The 18,954-nt window shown below is 70.8% G+C and carries 19 protein-coding genes; 11 read left to right on the top strand and 8 right to left on the bottom strand.

Annotated features, from left to right (window positions below; translation table 11 throughout):
* The first annotated feature begins 143 nt into the window (after nucleotides 1-143).
* On the top strand, nucleotides 144-1,544 hold the full coding sequence (locus ACWIGU_RS14510) for a flavin monoamine oxidase family protein (RefSeq protein WP_454400738.1): 1,401 nt from the start codon (nucleotides 144-146) through the stop codon (nucleotides 1,542-1,544).
* Between the two features lie 14 nt (nucleotides 1,545-1,558).
* Complete coding sequence (locus tag ACWIGU_RS14505; protein ID WP_454400736.1) at nucleotides 1,559-2,443, top strand: TetR family transcriptional regulator C-terminal domain-containing protein; 885 nt, start codon at nucleotides 1,559-1,561, stop codon at nucleotides 2,441-2,443.
* Between the two features lie 62 nt (nucleotides 2,444-2,505).
* Here ACWIGU_RS14505 and ACWIGU_RS14500 read toward each other — a convergent pair whose 3' ends face one another.
* Entirely contained in the window at nucleotides 2,506-4,587 is a 2,082-nt protein-coding gene (locus ACWIGU_RS14500; RefSeq protein ID WP_454400734.1) for a SpoIIE family protein phosphatase, read from the bottom strand.
* Nucleotides 4,588-4,725: 138 nt separating this feature from the next.
* Nucleotides 4,726-5,883 carry a D-alanyl-D-alanine carboxypeptidase family protein gene (locus ACWIGU_RS14495; protein WP_454400732.1) on the bottom strand — a complete coding sequence of 386 codons (1,158 nt, stop codon included), beginning with the start codon at nucleotides 5,881-5,883 and terminating at the stop codon, nucleotides 4,726-4,728.
* 192 nt (nucleotides 5,884-6,075) lie between these two features.
* Here ACWIGU_RS14495 and ACWIGU_RS14490 point away from each other — a divergent pair, with 192 nt between their 5' ends.
* Nucleotides 6,076-6,303 carry a hypothetical protein gene (locus tag ACWIGU_RS14490; protein WP_454400730.1) on the top strand — a complete coding sequence of 76 codons (228 nt, stop codon included), beginning with the start codon at nucleotides 6,076-6,078 and terminating at the stop codon, nucleotides 6,301-6,303.
* A 28-nt stretch (nucleotides 6,304-6,331) separates the two neighbouring features.
* Here ACWIGU_RS14490 and ACWIGU_RS14485 read toward each other — a convergent pair whose 3' ends face one another.
* From ACWIGU_RS14485 to ACWIGU_RS14475, 3 genes are all read right to left on the bottom strand, one after another.
* Nucleotides 6,332-7,147 carry an SAM-dependent methyltransferase gene (locus tag ACWIGU_RS14485; protein WP_454400728.1) on the bottom strand — a complete coding sequence of 272 codons (816 nt, stop codon included), beginning with the start codon at nucleotides 7,145-7,147 and terminating at the stop codon, nucleotides 6,332-6,334.
* A 114-nt stretch (nucleotides 7,148-7,261) separates the two neighbouring features.
* A complete protein-coding gene (locus tag ACWIGU_RS14480; RefSeq protein WP_454400726.1) occupies nucleotides 7,262-8,041 on the bottom strand; it encodes a class I SAM-dependent methyltransferase in 780 nt (259 codons plus the stop codon).
* A gap of 107 nt (nucleotides 8,042-8,148) precedes the next feature.
* A complete protein-coding gene (locus ACWIGU_RS14475) occupies nucleotides 8,149-8,874 on the bottom strand; it encodes a TetR/AcrR family transcriptional regulator (RefSeq protein WP_454400724.1) in 726 nt (241 codons plus the stop codon).
* 100 nt (nucleotides 8,875-8,974) lie between these two features.
* Here ACWIGU_RS14475 and ACWIGU_RS14470 point away from each other — a divergent pair, with 100 nt between their 5' ends.
* Entirely contained in the window at nucleotides 8,975-9,862 is an 888-nt protein-coding gene (locus tag ACWIGU_RS14470; RefSeq protein WP_454400722.1) for a patatin-like phospholipase family protein, read from the top strand.
* Between the two features lie 5 nt (nucleotides 9,863-9,867).
* Nucleotides 9,868-11,064 (top strand): cytochrome P450 family protein, encoded by a 1,197-nt coding sequence (locus ACWIGU_RS14465; RefSeq protein ID WP_454400720.1) that lies wholly within the window; start codon nucleotides 9,868-9,870, stop codon nucleotides 11,062-11,064.
* Between the two features lie 3 nt (nucleotides 11,065-11,067).
* Here ACWIGU_RS14465 and ACWIGU_RS14460 read toward each other — a convergent pair whose 3' ends face one another.
* Nucleotides 11,068-11,808, bottom strand: coding sequence for a class I SAM-dependent methyltransferase (locus ACWIGU_RS14460; RefSeq protein ID WP_454400718.1), 741 nt, complete (start codon nucleotides 11,806-11,808; stop codon nucleotides 11,068-11,070).
* A gap of 392 nt (nucleotides 11,809-12,200) precedes the next feature.
* Between ACWIGU_RS14460 and ACWIGU_RS14455 the strand changes: the two genes are divergently transcribed.
* Entirely contained in the window at nucleotides 12,201-12,497 is a 297-nt protein-coding gene (locus ACWIGU_RS14455) for a YciI family protein (protein ID WP_454400716.1), read from the top strand.
* 49 nt (nucleotides 12,498-12,546) lie between these two features.
* Here the strand turns inward: ACWIGU_RS14455 and ACWIGU_RS14450 are convergent, their stop codons facing one another.
* Nucleotides 12,547-13,488, bottom strand: a complete 942-nt coding sequence (locus tag ACWIGU_RS14450) for an endonuclease/exonuclease/phosphatase family protein (RefSeq protein WP_454400714.1) — start codon at nucleotides 13,486-13,488, stop codon at nucleotides 12,547-12,549.
* A gap of 53 nt (nucleotides 13,489-13,541) precedes the next feature.
* A complete protein-coding gene (locus ACWIGU_RS14445; protein ID WP_454400712.1) occupies nucleotides 13,542-14,639 on the bottom strand; it encodes a hypothetical protein in 1,098 nt (365 codons plus the stop codon).
* Nucleotides 14,640-15,059: 420 nt separating this feature from the next.
* Here ACWIGU_RS14445 and ACWIGU_RS14440 point away from each other — a divergent pair, with 420 nt between their 5' ends.
* The 5 genes from ACWIGU_RS14440 (at nucleotide 15,060) to ACWIGU_RS14420 (ending at nucleotide 18,906) form a co-directional block, all read left to right on the top strand.
* Entirely contained in the window at nucleotides 15,060-16,505 is a 1,446-nt protein-coding gene (locus ACWIGU_RS14440) for a purine-cytosine permease family protein (protein ID WP_454400710.1), read from the top strand.
* 86 nt (nucleotides 16,506-16,591) lie between these two features.
* On the top strand, nucleotides 16,592-17,707 hold the full coding sequence (locus ACWIGU_RS14435; RefSeq protein WP_454400708.1) for a C45 family autoproteolytic acyltransferase/hydolase: 1,116 nt from the start codon (nucleotides 16,592-16,594) through the stop codon (nucleotides 17,705-17,707).
* A 91-nt stretch (nucleotides 17,708-17,798) separates the two neighbouring features.
* Nucleotides 17,799-18,365, top strand: coding sequence for a cysteine hydrolase family protein (locus tag ACWIGU_RS14430; RefSeq protein ID WP_454400706.1), 567 nt, complete (start codon nucleotides 17,799-17,801; stop codon nucleotides 18,363-18,365).
* A gap of 100 nt (nucleotides 18,366-18,465) precedes the next feature.
* On the top strand, nucleotides 18,466-18,690 hold the full coding sequence (locus ACWIGU_RS14425; protein WP_356275440.1) for a hypothetical protein: 225 nt from the start codon (nucleotides 18,466-18,468) through the stop codon (nucleotides 18,688-18,690).
* A 99-nt stretch (nucleotides 18,691-18,789) separates the two neighbouring features.
* Entirely contained in the window at nucleotides 18,790-18,906 is a 117-nt protein-coding gene (locus tag ACWIGU_RS14420; protein ID WP_323136385.1) for a putative leader peptide, read from the top strand.
* Nucleotides 18,907-18,954: the final 48 nt, after the last annotated feature.

Below are 18,954 nucleotides of genomic sequence, written 5' to 3'. Positions count from 1 at the left end.
GACCCCCTGTCCGGGGTGGGTGGCGAATCGCAAGATTGATGCGTGGGTCAATGATGCTGGCGGCGCAGGGCCTGTCAAGACTTGCGGACAGATTCATCGCAACGATTGACTGGCCAATCAGTCTTGCGACATGCTCTGCGGTCATGTGGGAACAGACCGAAATGGACCTGGTCGAATCCGAGGTGGTCGTCGTGGGCGGCGGCTACGCGGGACTGGCCGCAGCTCTTCAACTCCACGACGCGGGCGTCGACTTCGCTCTCGTCGAGGCCGCCGACCGCGTGGGCGGCCGCGTGCTCACCGAGACCCGGCCCGCCGGCGTGACGCTCGATCACGGCGGCCAGTGGGTCGGCCCGACCCAGACACGCCTCCTCGCCCTCGCGGACCGCTTCGGCTGCGCCACCTTCCCGACCTGGGAGACCGGCAAGCACGTCGAGGTGTGGCACGACGGCAGCACCGCCCCCTACATCGGCGCGGCACCGGCCGACGGTCCCGGCATCGCGGAGTACACCCGCGTCAGCGAAGTCCTCGACGAACTCGCCGGGACCGTGGACACCCAACAGCCGTGGCGCACACCCCGGTTCGCCGAGTGGGACGCCCAGACAGCCGAGTCGTTCTTCCGCGCGCAGACCGACGACGCGGACGCCCGGCGCCGCCTGGCACTCGCCGTGCAGGGCCTGTGGTGCGCGGAGCCGTACGAGATCTCCCTGTTCCATGTGCTGTTCTACATCGCCGCCGCCGGCGGGTACGAGCAGCTCATGGAGACGCGGGACTGCGCCCAGGACAGCCGCTTCGTCGCCGGAGCCGACGGACCGGCCCGCGCCGTCGCCGACCTCCTCGGCCGGCGCGTCCGGCTCGGTGAGCAGGTCCAGTCGGTCGAGTGTGACGATGAGGGCGGCGGTGTCCGCGTCCGGACCGCGTCCACCGTGTTCGAGGCCCGCAGGGTCATCGTCGCGCTGCCGCCACAGGCGGTCCGCACCATCCGCTTCACCCCGGGGCTCCCCGTCAGCAGGGACGGCTGGCTGTCCCACAGCCCGATGGGACGCGTCGCCAAGGTCCACGCGGTGTACGACTCCCCGTTCTGGCGGGCCGCCGGACTCTCGGGCGTCGCCACGCTCTACGACGACGGACCGGTGGGCGTCGTGTTCGACAACTCCCCCCACGACGCCTCCCGGGGCGTCCTCGTCGGATTCGTCTACGGCGACCGCGTCACCGACTGGAGCGACCTCGACGACGCCGGCCGCCGTGAGGCCGTACTGGCGGGCTTCACCACCGTCGTCGGGGAGGAGGCGGCGCGACCGCTCGACTACACGGAGAAGATCTGGTCGCGGGACGCCTTCGCGAAGGGCGGCTACGAGGCGTACGTAACTCCCGGCGGCTGGACGGGATACGGGCGGCGCGGCTGGCGGGAACCCACCGGGACCGTGCACTGGGCCGGAACCGAGACGGCTAGTGTGTGGAACGGCTACATCGACGGTGCCATTTCGTCGGGCCTGCGCGCGGCCGACGAGGTCGTGGCGGCACTCTCATCGCAAGCGGAAGGCTGAACGGGCGCAGCGCAATGACGTCGATCCAAGGCGGGGCGGAGGACACCGCGGACGGCTCCGCGACCCTGGCGGACCGGGCGCGGCTCGTGGTGCTCTCGGCGCCCATCAGCCAGCGGGAGTTCGCCGACCGCGTGGGCATGGATCCCACGGCCCTGTCCAAGGCCCTGCGCGGCAACCGCCGCCTCCAGGACCACGAGGTCGCCGCGATCGCGCAGGTCGGCAAGGTGTCGCAGCGGTATCTGCGCACCGGCGCGGGAAGGCCGCCCGCCACGGGGGGCGGGCAGGCCGTGCGCCGCCGCGCCGACGCCGTGGACGCCGACCTGCGCCGCGCCCAGATCCTGGAAGCCACCGCCCGCCTCATCGCCCGCCGCGGGTTCCACAAGGTACGGGTCGCCGACATCGCCCGCGCGTGCGGCACCAGCACCGGCACGGTCCACTATCACTTCCCGACGAAGGATCACGCCCTGCGGGCCGCGCTCGTCTTCTACGCCGACCGCTTCCACGCGCGCCTCGAAGAGGAGTTCAGGACGGCCGACACCACCGTGGAGAAGCTGCGCCGGCTGATCGAGGTGCAGCTGACGACCACCGAAGAGGACGCCGACGAATGGTCGGTGTGGGTGCAGTCGTGGAACGAGGCCATCCTCGACCCGACCCTCAGGGAAGGACAGAAGGGCGTCCACGTCCGCTGGCGCGAGACCGTCCTCGACCTGCTGCGGACCTGCCAGCGCGAGGGGATGGGGCAGGGCGCGGACGCGGAGGCCATGGCCGGCCGCTTCACCAGCATGGTCGACGGCATGGCCATCCAGGTCCTCGCGGGGACGGGCGACATGGACGCGACGCGGATGCGCGAGCTGCTGCTGGATGCCTTCGAGCCGTACATCACCCTGCGCCGGCGGTAGTTGACGCACCGCCCGCGCCCCTCACCATCTCGCTCCCGACCACGACGTCGTAGGTGCCCTGTCTAGACCAGATCGAGGGACAGCTCGCACCACACCGTCTTGCCGTTGCCGCGGGGTTCGACGCCCCAGGCCGTGGCGAGTTCCTCGATGAGCATGATGCCGCGGCCGGAGGTGGCACGTTCGGGCGCGGCCCGGCGGCGGGGCGACGCGGTCGACGTGTCGCTGACGGCCAGGCGCAGGCCCCGGCCACTGTGCAGTACCGGTCTGGCCGTCAGCGTGGCACTGCCGTCGGTGTGCACCAGGGCGTTGGTGGCGAGTTCGCAGGCGAGGAGTTCCGCCGTGTCACTGAGAGCCTCCAGCGACCAGCTGTGCAGCGCCTCGCGCAAGGCGATCCGCGCGTTGCGCAGAGCGTCGGGATCGGTGGGGGAGATGACCGCCTCCATACGCGGTGCCGGGGTCGCCTTCCCCCGGGTCCGGTGCAGCACCAGGAGAGCCACGTCGTCCTCCTCGCCCGTGAACGGGGCCATGGCGTCCAGCAGATGGTCGGCGAGTGCGTCGGGCGGCCCCGGCCCTGCCTCCAGCGCGTCGAGGAGCCGCTCACGCCCCTGGTCGATGTCCTCGGCGCGCGACTCGATGAGCCCGTCCGTGCACAGCACCAGCGTCGAACCGGGTTCGACGACCGTCTCGAAGACCGGGTACGCGGGCTGGCCACCGGGCGCGTTGAGACCGAGGGGCAGGCCGCCGGGGGTGTCGAGCCAGGCACAGCTTCCGTCGGGGGCACGGAGTACGGGCTCCGGATGGCCCGCGCGCACCACCGAGGTCATCCCCGTGAGCGGATCGACGAGGGCCATGAGACAGGTGGCGAACCGGTCGGTGTCGAGTTCGGCGAGGAAGGCGGAGGCGCGTGCCATGGCCGTGGACGGCGGATGCCCCTCCGCTGCGTACGCGCGCAGAGCGATGCGCAGCTGCCCCATCACGGCGGCGGCCGTCACATCGTGGCCCTGCACATCGCCGACGACGACGGCGATCCGCCCGTCGGGCAGCGTCAGCGCGTCGTACCAGTCGCCACCGATGCCGCCCCGGGCGCGCGTGGGCCGGTAACGGGTCGCGAGGTCCACGCCGGGCAGGTGCGGCAGGATCCCGGGGAGCATCGCCGTCTGCAGCCCCGCGGCGAGCTCGTGCTCCTGGTCGTAGAGCAGCGCCCGCTGGAGCGACTGCGCGATGACCTTGCCGAGCGCCGTCAGCACGGTCCGCTCCTCCGGCGGGAAACTCGCCCGCCCCTCGTACGTGAGCCCGACGGCACCGATCGGGGTGTCCTGCGCGATCAGCGGCAGATACACCGCTGCCGCGGCGTCCGGGAACTGCGACATGTACGGCGTCAGTGCCGGAAAGCGGGCGATGAAGTCGAGCCTGTTCGTCACGAACACCGCCTCGCGGTTGCGCGCCGCCTCGGTCAGCGGCAGCGGCTCGCTCAGACGTGCCAGGTGAAAGTCCTGGATGAGGCCCTCGTGGACGCCGTTGGCGCCCACCAGCACCATGCGGCCGTTGTCGATCAGGCCGAGGATGATGCTGGAGGCGCCTATCCGCTCCATCAGGCGCGAATCGGTGAGGGCCTCCGCGACGTCCTCCACGGTGACGGTCGGCACGAGCGCGTCGCTGACGTGGACGACGACGTCGGACGGCCGGCGCTGGTCCTCCCGGGCCTGCCGCAGCAGCTCGGTCTGGTCCACCGCCCGCAGCTCCTGGCTCGCGTCGCGGATGATCCCGATGACCCGCACCGGACGGTTGCGCCCGTCCCGGACGATGTGGCCCTGCGTGTGTGTCCACTGCAGCCGCCCGTCGGGGTGCCGCACCCGGAAGTAGAGGCTGAATCCGGAGCGCTCCCGCAGCGCCCTGTCCACCAGGTCCTCGATGGCAGGCAGCTCGCTGGGCACGATCCGCTCACCCAGGGTGGCCAGCCGGCCGTCGAACTCGCCGGGCCGGAACCCCATGACGGCCAGGCCCCCGTCGTCATACTGAATCAGCCCGGCGGCCACGTCCCACGAGAACGTGCCCATGCCGTTGACCGCCAGGGCGACGTGGGCGGCGGCCTCGGGATCACTCTGCGTATCGGGCACGCCGCTCGGTTCGAAGGAGCGATCCATGAGACCTCCTGGCCCGTACACCCTCGGTAACCGTGGGCGCACCGGTTCACGGCTCCGCCGGGCGTGGCCACCTCCTCATTCTGCGCGGAATCGCGCAGGGGCGCCTGTCCGGCGCCGGGCCCCGGTGCGCGTGGGCCGTCACCTGGTGGAGCGCCTGCGCCTGCGCCGGACAGCCTTGAGGACGAAGGGGACACAGGCGAGACCGAGGAGGGCGCCGGCCGCTCCCAGGTGACGGGCCAGGCCGGACGACGCGTCCTTGGACGTGGTGGAAGCCTGCGCGGCGACGGCACCGTGATGGGCCGACTCCGGGCGATGTGACGGGGCGTGCGAGGCCGACCCTCGCTCCTGGGCCGCCTTCACGGCGCCTGGAGCGGCCTCGAAACCCCAGTCCAGGAGTTCGCGGCTCTCGTCATAGACGGCGTTGGCAGTGGTGTCCTGCGGGTTCATGACGGTGACCAGGATCGTGCGGTGGCCTTGGGTCGCGGCGGAGACAAGCGTGTTGCCGGCCTCGGACGTGTATCCGTTCTTCACGCCGATCAGCCCCGGGTAGGGATCCACGCCGTGTGATCCGACCAGCAGACGGTTGGTGTTCTGGATGCCGAAGGAGTCGGGGCCGCCCACGGCCGGGAACTGGGCCCACTTCGTGGAGCAGTAACGACGGAAGTCCGGGTTCCGCAACCCCGCCTTCGCGAACAGGGACAGGTCGTACGCGGATGAGTACTGCCCCGGGGTGTCGAAGCCGTCGGGCGTGCGCACCGAGGTGTCGTGCGCGCCGAGCCGGTTCGCGGTGGCCTGCATCTGAGCGAGTGTGAGATCCAGTCCGCCGTTCAGTCTGGCGAGCGTGTGCACCGCGTCGTTGCCGGAGCTGAGGAACACACCGCGCCACAGGTCGCCGACGGTGTAGCTGGTTCCTTCGTGCACGCCGACGAGACTGCTGCCGGGAGCCACGCCGTCGAGGTCGGCGGTGACGGCCGTGTGCTGGGTGGCAGCGGGCAACTTCGGCAACAGAGCCAACGCGAACAGCGTCTTGAGGGTGCTGGCCGGCGGCAGGCGAAGGTGCGGCGCCTTGGCGGCCAGGAGCTCGCCGGTACCGACGTCGGTCACCGTCCAGGACAGGGCCGACAGATCCGGCGCGTCCGGTGTCCCCGGCGCGGTCTGGATCTGACTGCTCACGCCATCGGAGCGCGGGGCCGCGGCCGCGACGCCGCCGACCGGGCCGACCACGATCGCCGCACCGGCGACGGAGGCGACAACTGACTTGGTAATACAAGGGTAAAAGCCAACGAATCGTGCCATGGCGGCAACTTAGGATCGTTGTTCTCCGCCTGCCATCGCGCTTACGCCATCCGGCGGGGGCCGGAAGACTCCATGTGACCTTGAGTGGTTCCCGCCTCAAGGCCCCTGGCGCGGAGACCGTCGGCCCGTCATGAGAGCGCTGTCCTGAGGGTGTTGTGCAACCTGCCCCGGCGACCTGCGAGACTCTCCCGCGTGATTCATTCCCGCCGCCCCTTGGGCACCGGACCGAGCCGCGACCAGGCCCCTGAGCCTGCGCGCGCCGCACGAGGCCGCACGGCTGCGGAGCGAGCAGGCGCTGCCCCGCGACCACTCGACCCCTTCCCCGACCCGGACCTCGCCGACGACGCGGACCTCACGGACTCGGGCCGCCGCCGGCTCGGCGCCGGCCCGTGGTGGCGGCAGGACCACCCGGACGCGTAGACCGGTCCGCCTCGGCTCCCGGACGTGCTTACGGCTTTCGGGCGAGGCCGCCGTGTTCGGCGACGAGCTCCGGGGCAGGAGAGGTCGGTTCGGGGCGCCAGAACGGCACCGAGACCACACCGGGTTCCAGGAGTTCGAGGCCGTCGAAGAACGCGGTGATCTCGTCGACCGGGCGCAGGAAGTAAGGGACGGCGCCGGAGCTGTTGTAACCGTCCTGGGCCTGCTCGAAGCCGGCGTCGAAGCCGCGCGACCCGTCGTTGATGGAGAGGTAGCTGCCCGGCGGCAGTCCGTCCATCAGCCGCTTGACGATGGTCCGCGCCTGCTCGTAGTCGCCCATGTGGCCCAGGATGTTGCTGAGGATCAGGGCCGTGGGGCGGGTGAAGTCCAGCGTTTCGGCGGCCGCCGCGAGGATGCGGTCGGGGTCGGACAGGTTCGCGTCGACGTAGGCGGTCGCCCCCTCGGGGGTCGAGGTGAGGAGCGCGCGGGCGTGCGCGAGGACCATCGGGTCGTGGTCGACGTACACGATCTTGGTCTCGGGGGCGAGCCGCTGGGCGACTTCGTGGGTGTTGTCCACGGTCGGCAGGCCGGTCCCGATGTCCAGGAACTGGCGGATGCCCGCCTCGGTGACCAGGTACGAGATGTTGCGGCGGAGGAAGGCGCGACTGCTTCGGGCGATCGTGGAGATCCCGGGGAACACGGCGCTGTACGCGTCGCCCGCCTCCTCGTCGACCGGGTAGTTGTCCTTCCCGCCCAGCCAGTAGTTCCAGATCCGGGCCGAATGCGGAACCGACGTGTCGATCTTCTGGTGAGCCGCAGCTCCGGGCGTCGTCGCGTCGTCCGTCATGGGTACCGTCCGTCTTCCAACCGAGGTGTGAACTGTTGCCACGGCATAACCTACGTCCCAACAATCCTGGCCCGCACACCAGTTCACGTGATCGGCCACGAGAGTTGGTGACATTCACAGACGCCGGACGCGCAGCACTCCGGTCAGCATCGGGAGGGTGAACTCGCCGCGGGCGGTCTCCGGTCTGCTCGTGAGGAACGCGCGGATCGGGCCGAGCGTGGCCTCCCGTTCCTGTTCCGGCATGACAAGGACCCCCGCCTTGGTCGCGAACGTCGCGACGAGGGAGTCGGCGGTCCGGCGCTGCCCATGAGGGAACTCGGTCTGCTCCGGGGAGCCGAACCGGGCGACCAGGCCGGCACTCGGAAGGTGCGCGCCGTCCGTCTCGGCGCGCCAGCTGCTGCGTGTGTCCCGCGGGCCGATGGCCGCGCTCCCACTGACGCGCTCGAGTTCGCCGACCCAGTCGACCTGGTCGTCGAAGACGTTCCACAAGCCGGCCAGCACCCCACCGGGTGCGAGGACTCTGGCGATCTCGGGCCCCGCGACGTCCATGTCGAACCAGTGCATGGCGTTGCCGGCCACGACGGCATCGACGGACGCGTCGGGCAGCGGCACCGCCTCAGCACTACCCGGCAAGGCGCGGACGGTCGGCAGCGCGCGGCCCAGCTCGCTCAGCATCGCCGGGTCGGGTTCGACCGCGATGACCTCGGCGCCGAGCGCGACCAGCGCGGCGGTCAGCTTGCCCGTTCCGGCGCCGAGGTCGAGCACTCGGAGGCCCGGCGCGGGCTCGAGCGCCCAACGCACCGCGGCCTGCGCGTAGTCCGGGCGGTGCTCGGCGTATGCGGGCGCCGCGGCACCGAACGACGAGCTGTGCAGTAGCCGTTCGTCCTGTTCCACATGATGACCGTAGCTGTGACGCGCGGTCCGTGGGCCCCCTTTTGGACTTGCGGCGGCGGCGGACGCGCAGCGCCTTCGCGGGCACCCTTGGCGGACGGCTTCAGCCGTCAGCGGTTGAAGTGGCGCAAGGTGTCGTTGAGTTGCGCGGGAGCGAGCGCGGGGGAGGGCAGTGGGGGCGACGGCGGCGTGGCGCGGATGCCGTCGCAGAGGAGCGCGAGGGGGCGACGCCAGGCGTCGGCGGTGGTCGCTGTGGTGAGCGCGGGCACCGCGCGGCCGAGCGCGGCGAGGGCGAACAGGACGTCCTCGGTGGTGACATCGGGGCGGACGGTGCCCTGGTCGCGACCGCGTTCGAGGAGGAGTTCCACGGTGCGGTGATTGTGGGCGTGTACGGCCTCCAGCGACTCGACGCCCTCCAGGTGGGTCGTCATGAGGTCGTTCGTACCGCGGTCGGTGGCCAGGACGGTGAAGACGGCCTGGAGGTAGCCGGTCAGCCCCGTCCAGGCGTCGTCGGTGGACCGGGCTCGTTCGCCGGCGTCCATCGTGCCGGTCAGCTGGTCGCGGAAGACCGCGTCGACGAGTGCGGCGCGGTGGGGAAAGTGCCGGTACAGGGTGGCGTTTCCCACGCCCGCGCGACGGGCGATCACGTCCAGCGGCGCGCTCAGGCCCTGTTCGCTGAACACCTCGTGAGCGGCGTCGATCAGAAGGTCCCTGTTGCGCCGGGCGTCTCGGCGGCGGACGGGTGCGCCCGCACCGTCCTTGCCGCTGCCGCTGCCGCTGCCCGTGTCCGTGTCCGCGGTCCCGTTCGGGCGGTCCGTTCTGCCTGTCGTCTTCATCACCCCTCACGGTACCGGGGAGTGCTCCCCGGTACCGATGCTATCGTCGAAGCAAGAAATGGGGAGTACTCCCCATTTACGGCTTCGAGGGGGCTGCGGCATGAGCGACAGAGGCGACAGGGGCGACAGGGGTGACAAGAGCGACGGGGACGGCATGGCGCTGGTGCTCGGTGGTGGCGGACCTGTGGGCGGCGCCTGGATGACAGGCGTGCTGGCCGGGCTCGCCGACGCGGGGATCGACCTCCTGCGTGCCGACCTGGTCATCGGCACGTCGGCGGGCGCGATCTTCGGTGCCCGTATGGCCTGTGGTGAATCCGCTCGCGAGTTGCACGAGCGGCAGCTGGCAAGAGCCGATCAGATCGACCTGCCGGTCACCGCCGCCCAGACCCTGCGCTTTCTCTGGGCGGCACTGGGGTCCCGGGACGCGCAGCGGTCCGTGCGGCGGCTTGGGCGAGCCGCGCTCGCCGCCCGGACAGCACCCGAAACAGACGTCCGCCGCACCGTCGCGACCCTGCTGCGGGATGCCACCGACTGGCCCGCGAACACCGATCTGCGGATCACGGCAATCGACGCGCACACCGGGTCACTTGAGACGTTCGACGCCGCCGGGCCGGTCACGCTCGCGGAAGCGGTCGCGGCGAGTTGTGCCGTCCCGATCGTCTGGCCACCGGCCTCGGCGGCCGGGCGCCGCTGGATCGACGGTGGCAGCCGCGCCACGGCCAACATCCATCTGGCCCGTGGCTACCGACGGGTCCTGGCCGTCGCTCCGTTGACCACCGCGCCGGGCCCGCACCCGAGCGCCCAGCAGCAGGCGGCCGAACTCACGGCCGCGGGAGCCGACGTCGTGCTGGTGTCCCCGGACCGTGCCGCCCGTCGCGCCATGGGACGCGACATGACCGCCGATACGCGCCGGCCCGCCGCCGCCCGCGCCGGCCATGCCCAGGCCACCGCGCTCGCGGAAACGGTGACCCGTCTGTGGAAGGGATGACGAGGATGCAGCAGCCACCTACCCTCGACGACCACGCCCCGGCAGGCCACGACGTGACCGCAGACCCCTTCCCCGTATACGCGGCCCTGCGGGCCGAGGGTCCCGTGCACCGTGTCCTCGTCCCGGAGAGCGGCGAGGCGTGGCTGGTCGTCACGCGTGACGCGGCGCGCGCCGCGCTGACCGATCCGCGCCTGCGCAACGACATCCGGCACTCGGCCTCCTGGCGCGACGACGGGGGACACGCCATCGGGCGCAACATGCTCCAGACCGACCCACCCCAGCACACCCGCCTGCGCCGCCTGGTCGCGGGCCACTTCACCCCGGGTCGCATCACTGTCCTGCGCCCGCGGATCGAAGCCATGGCCACCGACCTGCTGGCCGAACTCCCGCGCCACGGGACCGCCGACCTGGTCAGCGCCTACGCACTGCCGCTGCCGGTCACCGTGATCTGCGACCTCCTGGGCATCCCGGCGTCCGACCGCGCCGTGTTCCACACCTGGTCCAACGCGCTGGTCATGCCGGCGAGCCCGGAGCAGGCGGTCACGGCAGCCACCGATCTGACCGCGTATCTGGCCGAGTTGATCGATCACAAACGCCGCACACCGGACTCCGGCCTGATCAGCATCCTCGCCGCCACCGACACCGCGGCCGTCCACGCCCCCCTGGCCACCGAAGAACTGCTCGGCATGGCCTTCCTTCTCCTCGTCGCGGGCCACGAGACCACCGTCAATCTCATCTCCGGCACGCTCCACGCTCTGCTCACCCACCCGGACCAGCTCGACCTCCTCAGAGCCGAACCTGAGCTGACGGGCGCGGCCATCGAGGAATCGCTCCGCTACAACTCACCCGTACACGCAAGCGCGTTCCGTTTCGCCGCCGAACCACTCGACATCGCCGGCGTGCGCATCCCCGCGGGCGACGCCGTACTCATCTCCCTCGCCGCCGCTTCCCGGGACCCACTGCACTTCCCCGACCCGGACCGGTTCGACATACGCCGGGCGCCCAACGGCCACCTCGGCTTCGGCCACGGCCTCCACCACTGCCTGGGCGCGCCCCTGGCCCGCGCCGAAGCCGCCATCGCCCTCCGCCTGCTCCTCCACGACCGCCCCACCCTCGCGTTCGCGACGGACCCGGCCACCCTCACGTGGCGCACCAGCCCCCTGCTCAGAGGCCTGACCGAACTGCCCCTGCGCGTCGGCTGAGAACTACGCTTTGTGGGTTACCCAGAGCAGTTCCGCCGGCCAGCGGTGTGCCCAGTCGGGTGGGTCGGTTTCGTTGTAGCCGTTGGGTGTTCCGAGTTCGGGCCGCGGCTCGATGAGGTCGTCGATGATGAGACCCGCGCCGCGCAGGACCTTGACCCAGTCGCCGTAGGTGAGCTGATAGCTGGTCGCGCCGTCTCCTTCGGCGATGGTGTTCAGCCCGAAGTAGTCCTTCTGCAGCGTCGTGGTCACGCGGCCGGCGGCTTCGTCGTAGCAAGCTTCGAACCATGGGCTGGCGACGTTGAACACCAGGCGCCCGCCTCGGCCCAAGACGCGTGCGGCCTGCGGGACGGCCAGGTGCGGGGGCGCCCAGCTGAGCCCACCGAAGTCGCAGAACACCAGGTCGAAGCTGTCGGCGGCGAAGGGGAGTTGTTCGGCGGTGCCTTGCACCAGCGGGTAGCGGGCCGCTCCCATCGCGCGTCCCGCTGCGGCGAGTTGGGCTTCGGACAGGTCGAGCCCGACCACGGTGGCGCCCTCGGCGGCGAGCGCCCTGGACCACTGACCGGCGCCGCAGCCGAGTTCGAGGACGCGCTTGCCGGTGACGTCGCCCAGGGCGTGCAGGTGCGCGTCGGGGATGGAGTACATGCCCCACAGCCGGGGTGTGGCGCCGATTTGCGGGTCGTGCTCGTGCTGGTAGGCGCTGCTGATCTGGTTCCAGAGCCGCCGGTTGGCGGGGATGCTGTCCACGTGCCGACTCCAGCACTGCCTGCCGGGGGCGGTCAACACGATTAGGGCACTGGCCGGCCCTCGCCTCGGTGTCCGGCCCTGGCCCGGCCCATGATCCGCCGAACGGCACACCCAGGGCGAGGCCACCAGCATTTCGAAACCTGCCCGGTCGCCTTGGGAGGTCACCACCGCAATCCCCCCAAGCCGTCCCACCGGCGTGGCTCGCCCTGGATGCGGGCTCCAGGGACGGGATACTGATCTTTTCGACAGACCGGGCAGCTTATTCGCACAGCGATCGCCCCGACCCACCTCACACTCAGACCCGACCTCAGGGCTCAGATCTAAGACCTCGGACCTACCTGGGACTCGGACTGACCCGGGCTCACCCCAGACTCACAGGAGAGAACGCCCCGATGCCCATCTACGCTGTGACCTACACCTACACCGACGACTCCGCGGCCCGCGGCGCGCTCCACCCCGCCCACCGGGAGTTCCTCGGCACACTCGTCGAACAGGGGACCAACCTCGTCTCGGGCCCCTTCACCACCGGGGAGACGCCCGGCGCGCTGCTCCTGTTCCGCGCGGCCGACAAGCAGGCGGCGCTGGCAGCCACGGACAAGGACCCGTTCCGCGTACAGGGACTCGTCAGCGATGTCTCGGTCCGGGAGTGGTCCCCGGTGCTCGGACCGCTCGCCGACCAGCTGTCCTGACGTCGTGTGTGGCCGCTGCCGACCTGCGGTGGCGGCCGCGCGACACTCCCTAATCCAGTGCGATCCGGGCGGCCACGGGCAGGTGGTCGCTGCCGGTTTCGCGCAGCGTACGGATCTGGGTGACCGTCGCCGAGCGGGCCATCACCTGGTCGATCCGGGCCACCGGGAAGGCGGCGGGGAAGCTGAACGCGAATCCGCGCTCCGCCGTGTTCATGCGTGAGGTCAGCGGGGCCAGCCCGCGGTCGTCGACCGTGCTGTTGAGGTCGCCCAGCAGGATCACCTGCTTCAACTTCTCGGCAGCGACGGCCTGTCCCAGCATGCGGGCGCTCTCGTCGCGCCACGTGGCGCCGAGGCCGCTCGCCCCGACGCGGACCGAGGGCAGATGCGCGACGTACACCGCGATCTCGCCGTGCGGGGTGTGGGCCATGGCGCGCAGCCCACGCTCCCAACTCTTCGTGATCCCATGGGGTTTGATGTCCACCATCCGGTAGTCGGTCAGTGGATGCTTCGACCAGAGTCCGACCGTGCCCCGGACCGCGCGGTGCGGGTACCGCGCGGCCAGCGTCTTGTCATAGACCGGCCGGGCTGCCGGGACCAACTCCTCCAGCGCGATGAGGTCGGGCCCGGCGTCGGCCAGGCCGCGGGCCGTGCCCGTCGGGTCGGCGTTCACGTCACTGACGTTGTGCTGCACCACGACCAGGTCGTGTGCGCCGGGCGACTTCCCCGGCAACAGCAGCCCGCCGCAGAGGTACGTCCATGCCGCCACGGGCAGGAGCAGGGCCACCAGCGCTGCGGCCGAACGGCGCACCAGCGCCAGGGCGAACAGCACCACGACCACCAGGCCGAGCCAGGGCAGGAACTGCTCCAGCAGACTGCCCAGGTGACCCACGGAGTTGGGCACGGCCCGGTGGAACGCCAACAGTCCGGCCGTCACCACGGCAAGCGCAGCGAGCACGCGCCCCCGTGTCCAGGCCGACCGGTCCCCCTTCACCCTTGGCGTCCCCTCTGCGTCCCCGCACCGCTCACACTGTTCCCCCGCACCACTCACGACCGTGTCGCGGTCCCGCACTCCGCGTCGTCGGCGCCCTGCATGCGCACGTCCATCGACGTGCTCCGGTCATACGGGTCGACCTCGGGGCCGGCTCCCGGGCCGGTTGCTGAGCGCGCGGAGGGGAACTCCGGGACGTAGAAACCGGTGTCGTTGTCACAGCCGCCGTTGGCGGTGTCCGACTTGTAGGAGACGAGGGAGAACGTCCCCGGCTCGGTGATCACCTTCGCCGGATCGTCCCAGCTCATCACCACCTCGCGGCGCACGATCGTGCGCGCGACCTCGTCCCTTCCCTCCGCGGCGTGCGCGACCGGATAGACGTACGTGACGTCGGTGGTCACCTCGACCGCACCGCGCATGCCCTCCCGGTACGTGATCCGCCCGCGCGTCTTGACCACGTCCCCGACGAGACGCACCTTCTCCGTCGCGAAACGGCTGAACAGCAGCAGGGGATCGTCGTCCTGGCTCGGCGCGCGGAACGCGGTCGCCAGGTAGTCCTGGACGTCCTTCTGATCCGGATTGATCAACGCGATCGCCTTCTCGGGCGGCCGTCCGAGAAGCACACCGGAATCCAGATTGGACGCGGCAAGAAAGTCCCGGGACCTGTCGAGCGCCTGCGCGACTTGCGCCTTGCTCATCCAGCCGGTCGCCCGGGCCTCGGGGACGGTGATCCCCGCCGTTCCGTCACCCCACTGCGCCGCGGGCGATCCCCTGAACGGCTGCTGGAGAGTGGGCTGTCGGGGCGCCGACTCCGTCCCGGGCGGCCGGACGGGACGTACCGACTCCGCGGCGAGCGGTGTGTCGCCGCCGCCTCCACCGCCGAACCAATCGGTCACACGCCCGGGATCCAGCGCCACGGCCAGCATGCCCGCGGCGACGAGCAGACCGACCACGTACCAGCCCTTGCCCCGCCGCTGCCGGGCCGGTTCGTGCGTGCGCCACCCCTCGGGCCGGCCGGCCTCGTCCCGCAGCCGTCGCGTCACCATCCGGGCCCGGGCCGACGGTTCCTCGGGCGCGCCCTGAGTCCCGGCCTCGGCCTCCCTCTGGAAACGCTCCCACTCCTCGTCCGATATGGACGCCCCGCCCTTGCTCACGATGTGCTCCCCGCCCCTTCCGCGGTACCTGACGCGGTGCTCCACCTTCACCGCGTCGAGTCGGCCGATCCATGGTTGCCGCCTCGGCGTCGCTGATCTTAAACGGTGAGCACGTGGGTCGGGGTGTCTCGACGTGCCGGTGCCGAGCCGTAGCCCGGGGGACGGCGGCTCGCGCGGTCGCCTCCGTCGTCGCGGTCCGTGAGGTGACCGTCGTCCTGGCGGGCGTCAGGGCCGAGGCGCCCGTCGGGGGTCCGGCCGCCTCCTGAACATGGCCTATCGACGGTGTGGCCTCCGTTGTATCGCGAATGTATTTCCGGTTGACCCTTGACGTCTCGTGACCCTCCGCTATTAGATCTCCCCTATTGGGCATGCGGCCAATAGGGCCAGCGGTCATGCCGTGACGCTTCATGGGAGGACGCGATGGCGACCAGAGACCTGACAGCCACCGTCGGCAGTGACGCGGCCAAGGCCGTGGAACAGGCCGGACAGCTGGAAGCGCACGGGATCGACTACATCCCCGAGGAGGAGCGCCACGGCTGGCCGCGGGAGCTGTTCGCGGTGTGGGCGGCGCCCAATGTGAGCTACCTGAGTCTCGTCGTGGGTGCGGCGCTGGTCCTGATGGGCCTCACCCTCGAGCAGGCGCTTGCGGTGATCGTCGCCGGCAACCTGCTGTGGGCACTCACCGGAGTCCTGGCCGTCAGCGGACCGGCCGCGGGCACCACGGGCTCGGTCATCTCCCGTGCCATGTACGGAATCCTCGGGAACAAGGCCGTCATCGCGCTCACCGGCTGGCTGATCTCCGCCGCCTATCTGGCGCTGAACTGGTCCGCCGCCTCGGTGGCCGCGTTCGGGCTCGCCCGGCGGCTCGGCGCACCCGACAGCCCCGTGCTCGACGCCGTCATCATCTGCGGGATCGCCGCGGTCACCCTCGTGGTCAGCGTGTACGGCCACGCCACGATCGTGCGGCTGTACTCCGTGCTGAGCGTCGCCCTCACCGTCGTGTTCGTCGTCGTGAGCGGCTGCGTACTGGGACACACCGACTGGTCCTACCGGCCCGCCGAGTCACTGCACGGCGCCCAGCTCTGGGTGACGCTCGTCGGCGGCTTCGCGATCATCGCGTCCACCCCGCTCTCGTACAGCAACAGCCCCGACCTGGCGCGATACCTGCCGCGCGACAGCAAGCCGAAGGCGGTGGCCGGGTGGACCGCGCTCGGGGCCTTCCTGCCGAGCGTGCTCTTCACCGGCGTCGGCGCCCTGGCCGCCACCACGCTCGACATGAGCGACCCGGAGGCGGCGCTCGAGGGGATCCTCCCTGGCTGGTTCATCCCGGTGTTCGTCATCGCCGTCGTCCTCAACACCGTCGCCAACAACGGCCTCACCGCGTACAGCGCGGGTCTCGCCTTCCAGTCCATCGGCGTGCGGCTCGGCCGGATCCGCGCCGTCCTGATCATCGGCATCCTGGCCACGGCCATGACGCTGTACGCACTCCTGGTCTTCGACTTCCTGACCAGCGTGAACACCATGCTCGAACTCGTCGTGGTGGTCACGGGACCGGCCGTCGGCGTGTACGTCGCCGACATCTGGATCTGCCGCAACCGCTACGACGGCCCCCAACTCCTCGACGAGAGGCGCGGCAGCCCTTTCTGGTACGACGCGGGCGTGCACCGGGCGGGCGTGGCGGGGTTCCTCGCCGGTGCTCTCGCCGGAGTCCTGTGCGTGAGTACGAGCTTGTGGACCGGCCCCGTCGCGTCGTTGCTCGGCGGCGCGAACCTGTCCCTCATCGCGGGACTTGTGGTCTCGGCCGCCGTGTACGGGGGGTTGGGGCGCACGCGGCGCCGCGCGGTGATCACGGAACCGGGCGAGTGACCGCCGCGCCGCAGCCACCTGCCCACGCAATGCCCCCACGTCCCCACACCCGCCCATTCCCCACCCCCTCCGAGGAGAAGGCAGTCGTGATCGCCCGCCCCGCCGAGCGCCTCCACGTCGCGGTCGCCTCGTCCGACCCCTTCGCGCGCGGAGCCGCCCGCGGTGAGCGACTGCGCGACACCCTCCCCGGAGGGATCGCCGGGTACGACCGCTTCTTCCGTCTCGGCGGCATCGGCCCGCGGCAGGTCCGCGACGACGCCGAGCGTGCTCTCGCAGCCATCGACGCGTACCGCCCCCATGCGCGGGCCGAGATCGAAGGAATCGCACATGGGGCCGGCGTCGACGTCTGGCGCATTGCCGCGCTCAACGCCCGCACCGAGATACTCGCCCGCAGCGCCACCGTCCCACCCGGCGAATGCTCGACGATCGTCCGCCGCGGTGCCTCCGGCACCGTCGACACCTTCGGTGTTCAGACCTGGGACTGGCACGTCGAGCTGAACCCCTACTGGCACAGCCTGGAATCCCGCGGCGGCACCCACGACGTGGTCGGCCTCACCGAGCACGGCATCCTCGGCAAGATCGGCATCAACAGCGCAGGCCTCGCACTGCACTTCAACATCCTCGGCCACCGCAGCGACGGAATCGGCGGCATCCCCATGCACGTCCTTGCCGCCGTCGTCCTGGAGGAAGCCGGGAGCGTGGCCGAGGCGGTCGAGATCGTGCGCGGCGCCCCGATCGCCTCCTCGGGATCGTTCGCCCTCTTCGACACCACCGAGGCCGTACTCCTCGACCTGAGCCCCGAGGGTGTGTTCGCGGTGGAATCCCGCCGGGGCACGCTCGTGCGCACCAACCACTTCCTCTCGCCGACCCCTGCGGCCGGCGAGAAGACCTGGCTCTACCAGCCGGATTCCGGCGAGCGCTACGACCTCATCCGCGAGCGCCTGACGCCCACCGCGCTGCCGCAGTCCCCGGACGAACTCGTCGCCCTTCTCGTATCGGGGGAGGGCGAGGCGGCCCTCACCTGCCTGCCCGACATGAGCCTTCCCGAGGGACAGCGCTGGGCAAGCCTGGCGACGGTCGTCCTCGAACCGGCCACGAGCACGGCCCGCATCCTGGACGGCACACCGGCCGATTCCGGTTCACGGCCCTGGCGCCACCTCGCGGCACAGAGTGGTTCGGACGCCGGATCCGGTACGCGGTGAACTCTTCACAGCACTGGACCCTGCTTCGCACCCTCTTCTGATTCCATGGAGGCCCCGGTCGAGGTCCTCCATGAGGGAAGGGACGGTAAGCATGGCGAAGGAGAACAGCGCTCTGCTCGTGATGGACGTCCAGCGGGACGTCGTCCGCATCGCCGACGACGGATCCGGCTGTCTGGCCCGCCTGAAAGGGGCGATCGCGGGCGCCCGCGCCGCGGGCATCCCCGTGATCTACGTGGTCATGCGGCTACGGCCGGGTCAGCCCGAAGTCAGTCCGCGCAACAGGACGCTCGCCGCTGTTTTGCAGGCGGACCTGTTCACCGACGGGGCTCCCGGCACCGAAATCCACGACGACGTCGCGCCCCGGCCGGGCGACATCGTGGTCACCAAGAGGCGGGCGAGCGCGTTCTCGGGCAGCGACCTCGACTCGGTGCTCAGGGCGCGCGACATCAACAGCCTTGTGCTGGCAGGCATCGCCACCAGCGGCGTGGTGCTGCACACCCTGTGCCAGGCCAACGACCTGGACTTCGGCCTCACCGTCCTGTCGGACGCCTGCCTCGACCTCGACCCGGAGGTGCACCGGATCCTCATCGGGAAACTGTTCCCGCAGTGGGCGGAGGTCGTCACCGTCGAGGACTGGGTCGGTTCCCTCGCTCGGTGACGGGCGCGCATCACCTGCCTCATCGGCCACGAGCACCCGAATGTATGGTGATCACCCCACTCGGCTCGGGTGTGGGGTGACGACTCGGGGGAGTAGGACCATGGCCAAGCCGGTACGCGCGTCGCTGGGGGAGATGTGGATCACCTGCCAGGTCTGCCACGGCGAACTTTTCCGTGAGCGGGGCATCAAGCTCAACAGCACTGGCATGGAGTTCATGAAGCTGGCGTGGGCGGACGAGACGGCGACGGGCCTGATCTGCTGGAAGTGCGGATACGTCCACCTCTTCGTGAACCGTGAGATCCGGCTTCACCGGGCCAAGGACTGACCTTGTGAAATCCGGCCCCCAAGCGGGAACAGACGGCGGGGGCCGACCGTTCTTGCTGACAAAGCCGTGCGCACTGGCGATGAGGGGGAGGGGGCGTTCATGACCCAGGTGTCCCGCCTGTGCGCCCTGGTCCTCGCCCCGTACCGCCCGGTGCACCTGTACACCCGGGCCCATATCGACCTCCAGCGCGTGGCCGGCGCGCTCTGTTGTTCCTGACCGGATTCTTCGCCGTCGCACCCTCCGCCTGAGGGTCGCTCATCTCGT

This window comes from Streptomyces sp. NPDC055400 (assembly GCF_053644375.1).
Note: the sequence above shows the minus strand (reverse complement) of the source record. Positions and strands in the feature narration are given on the sequence as shown.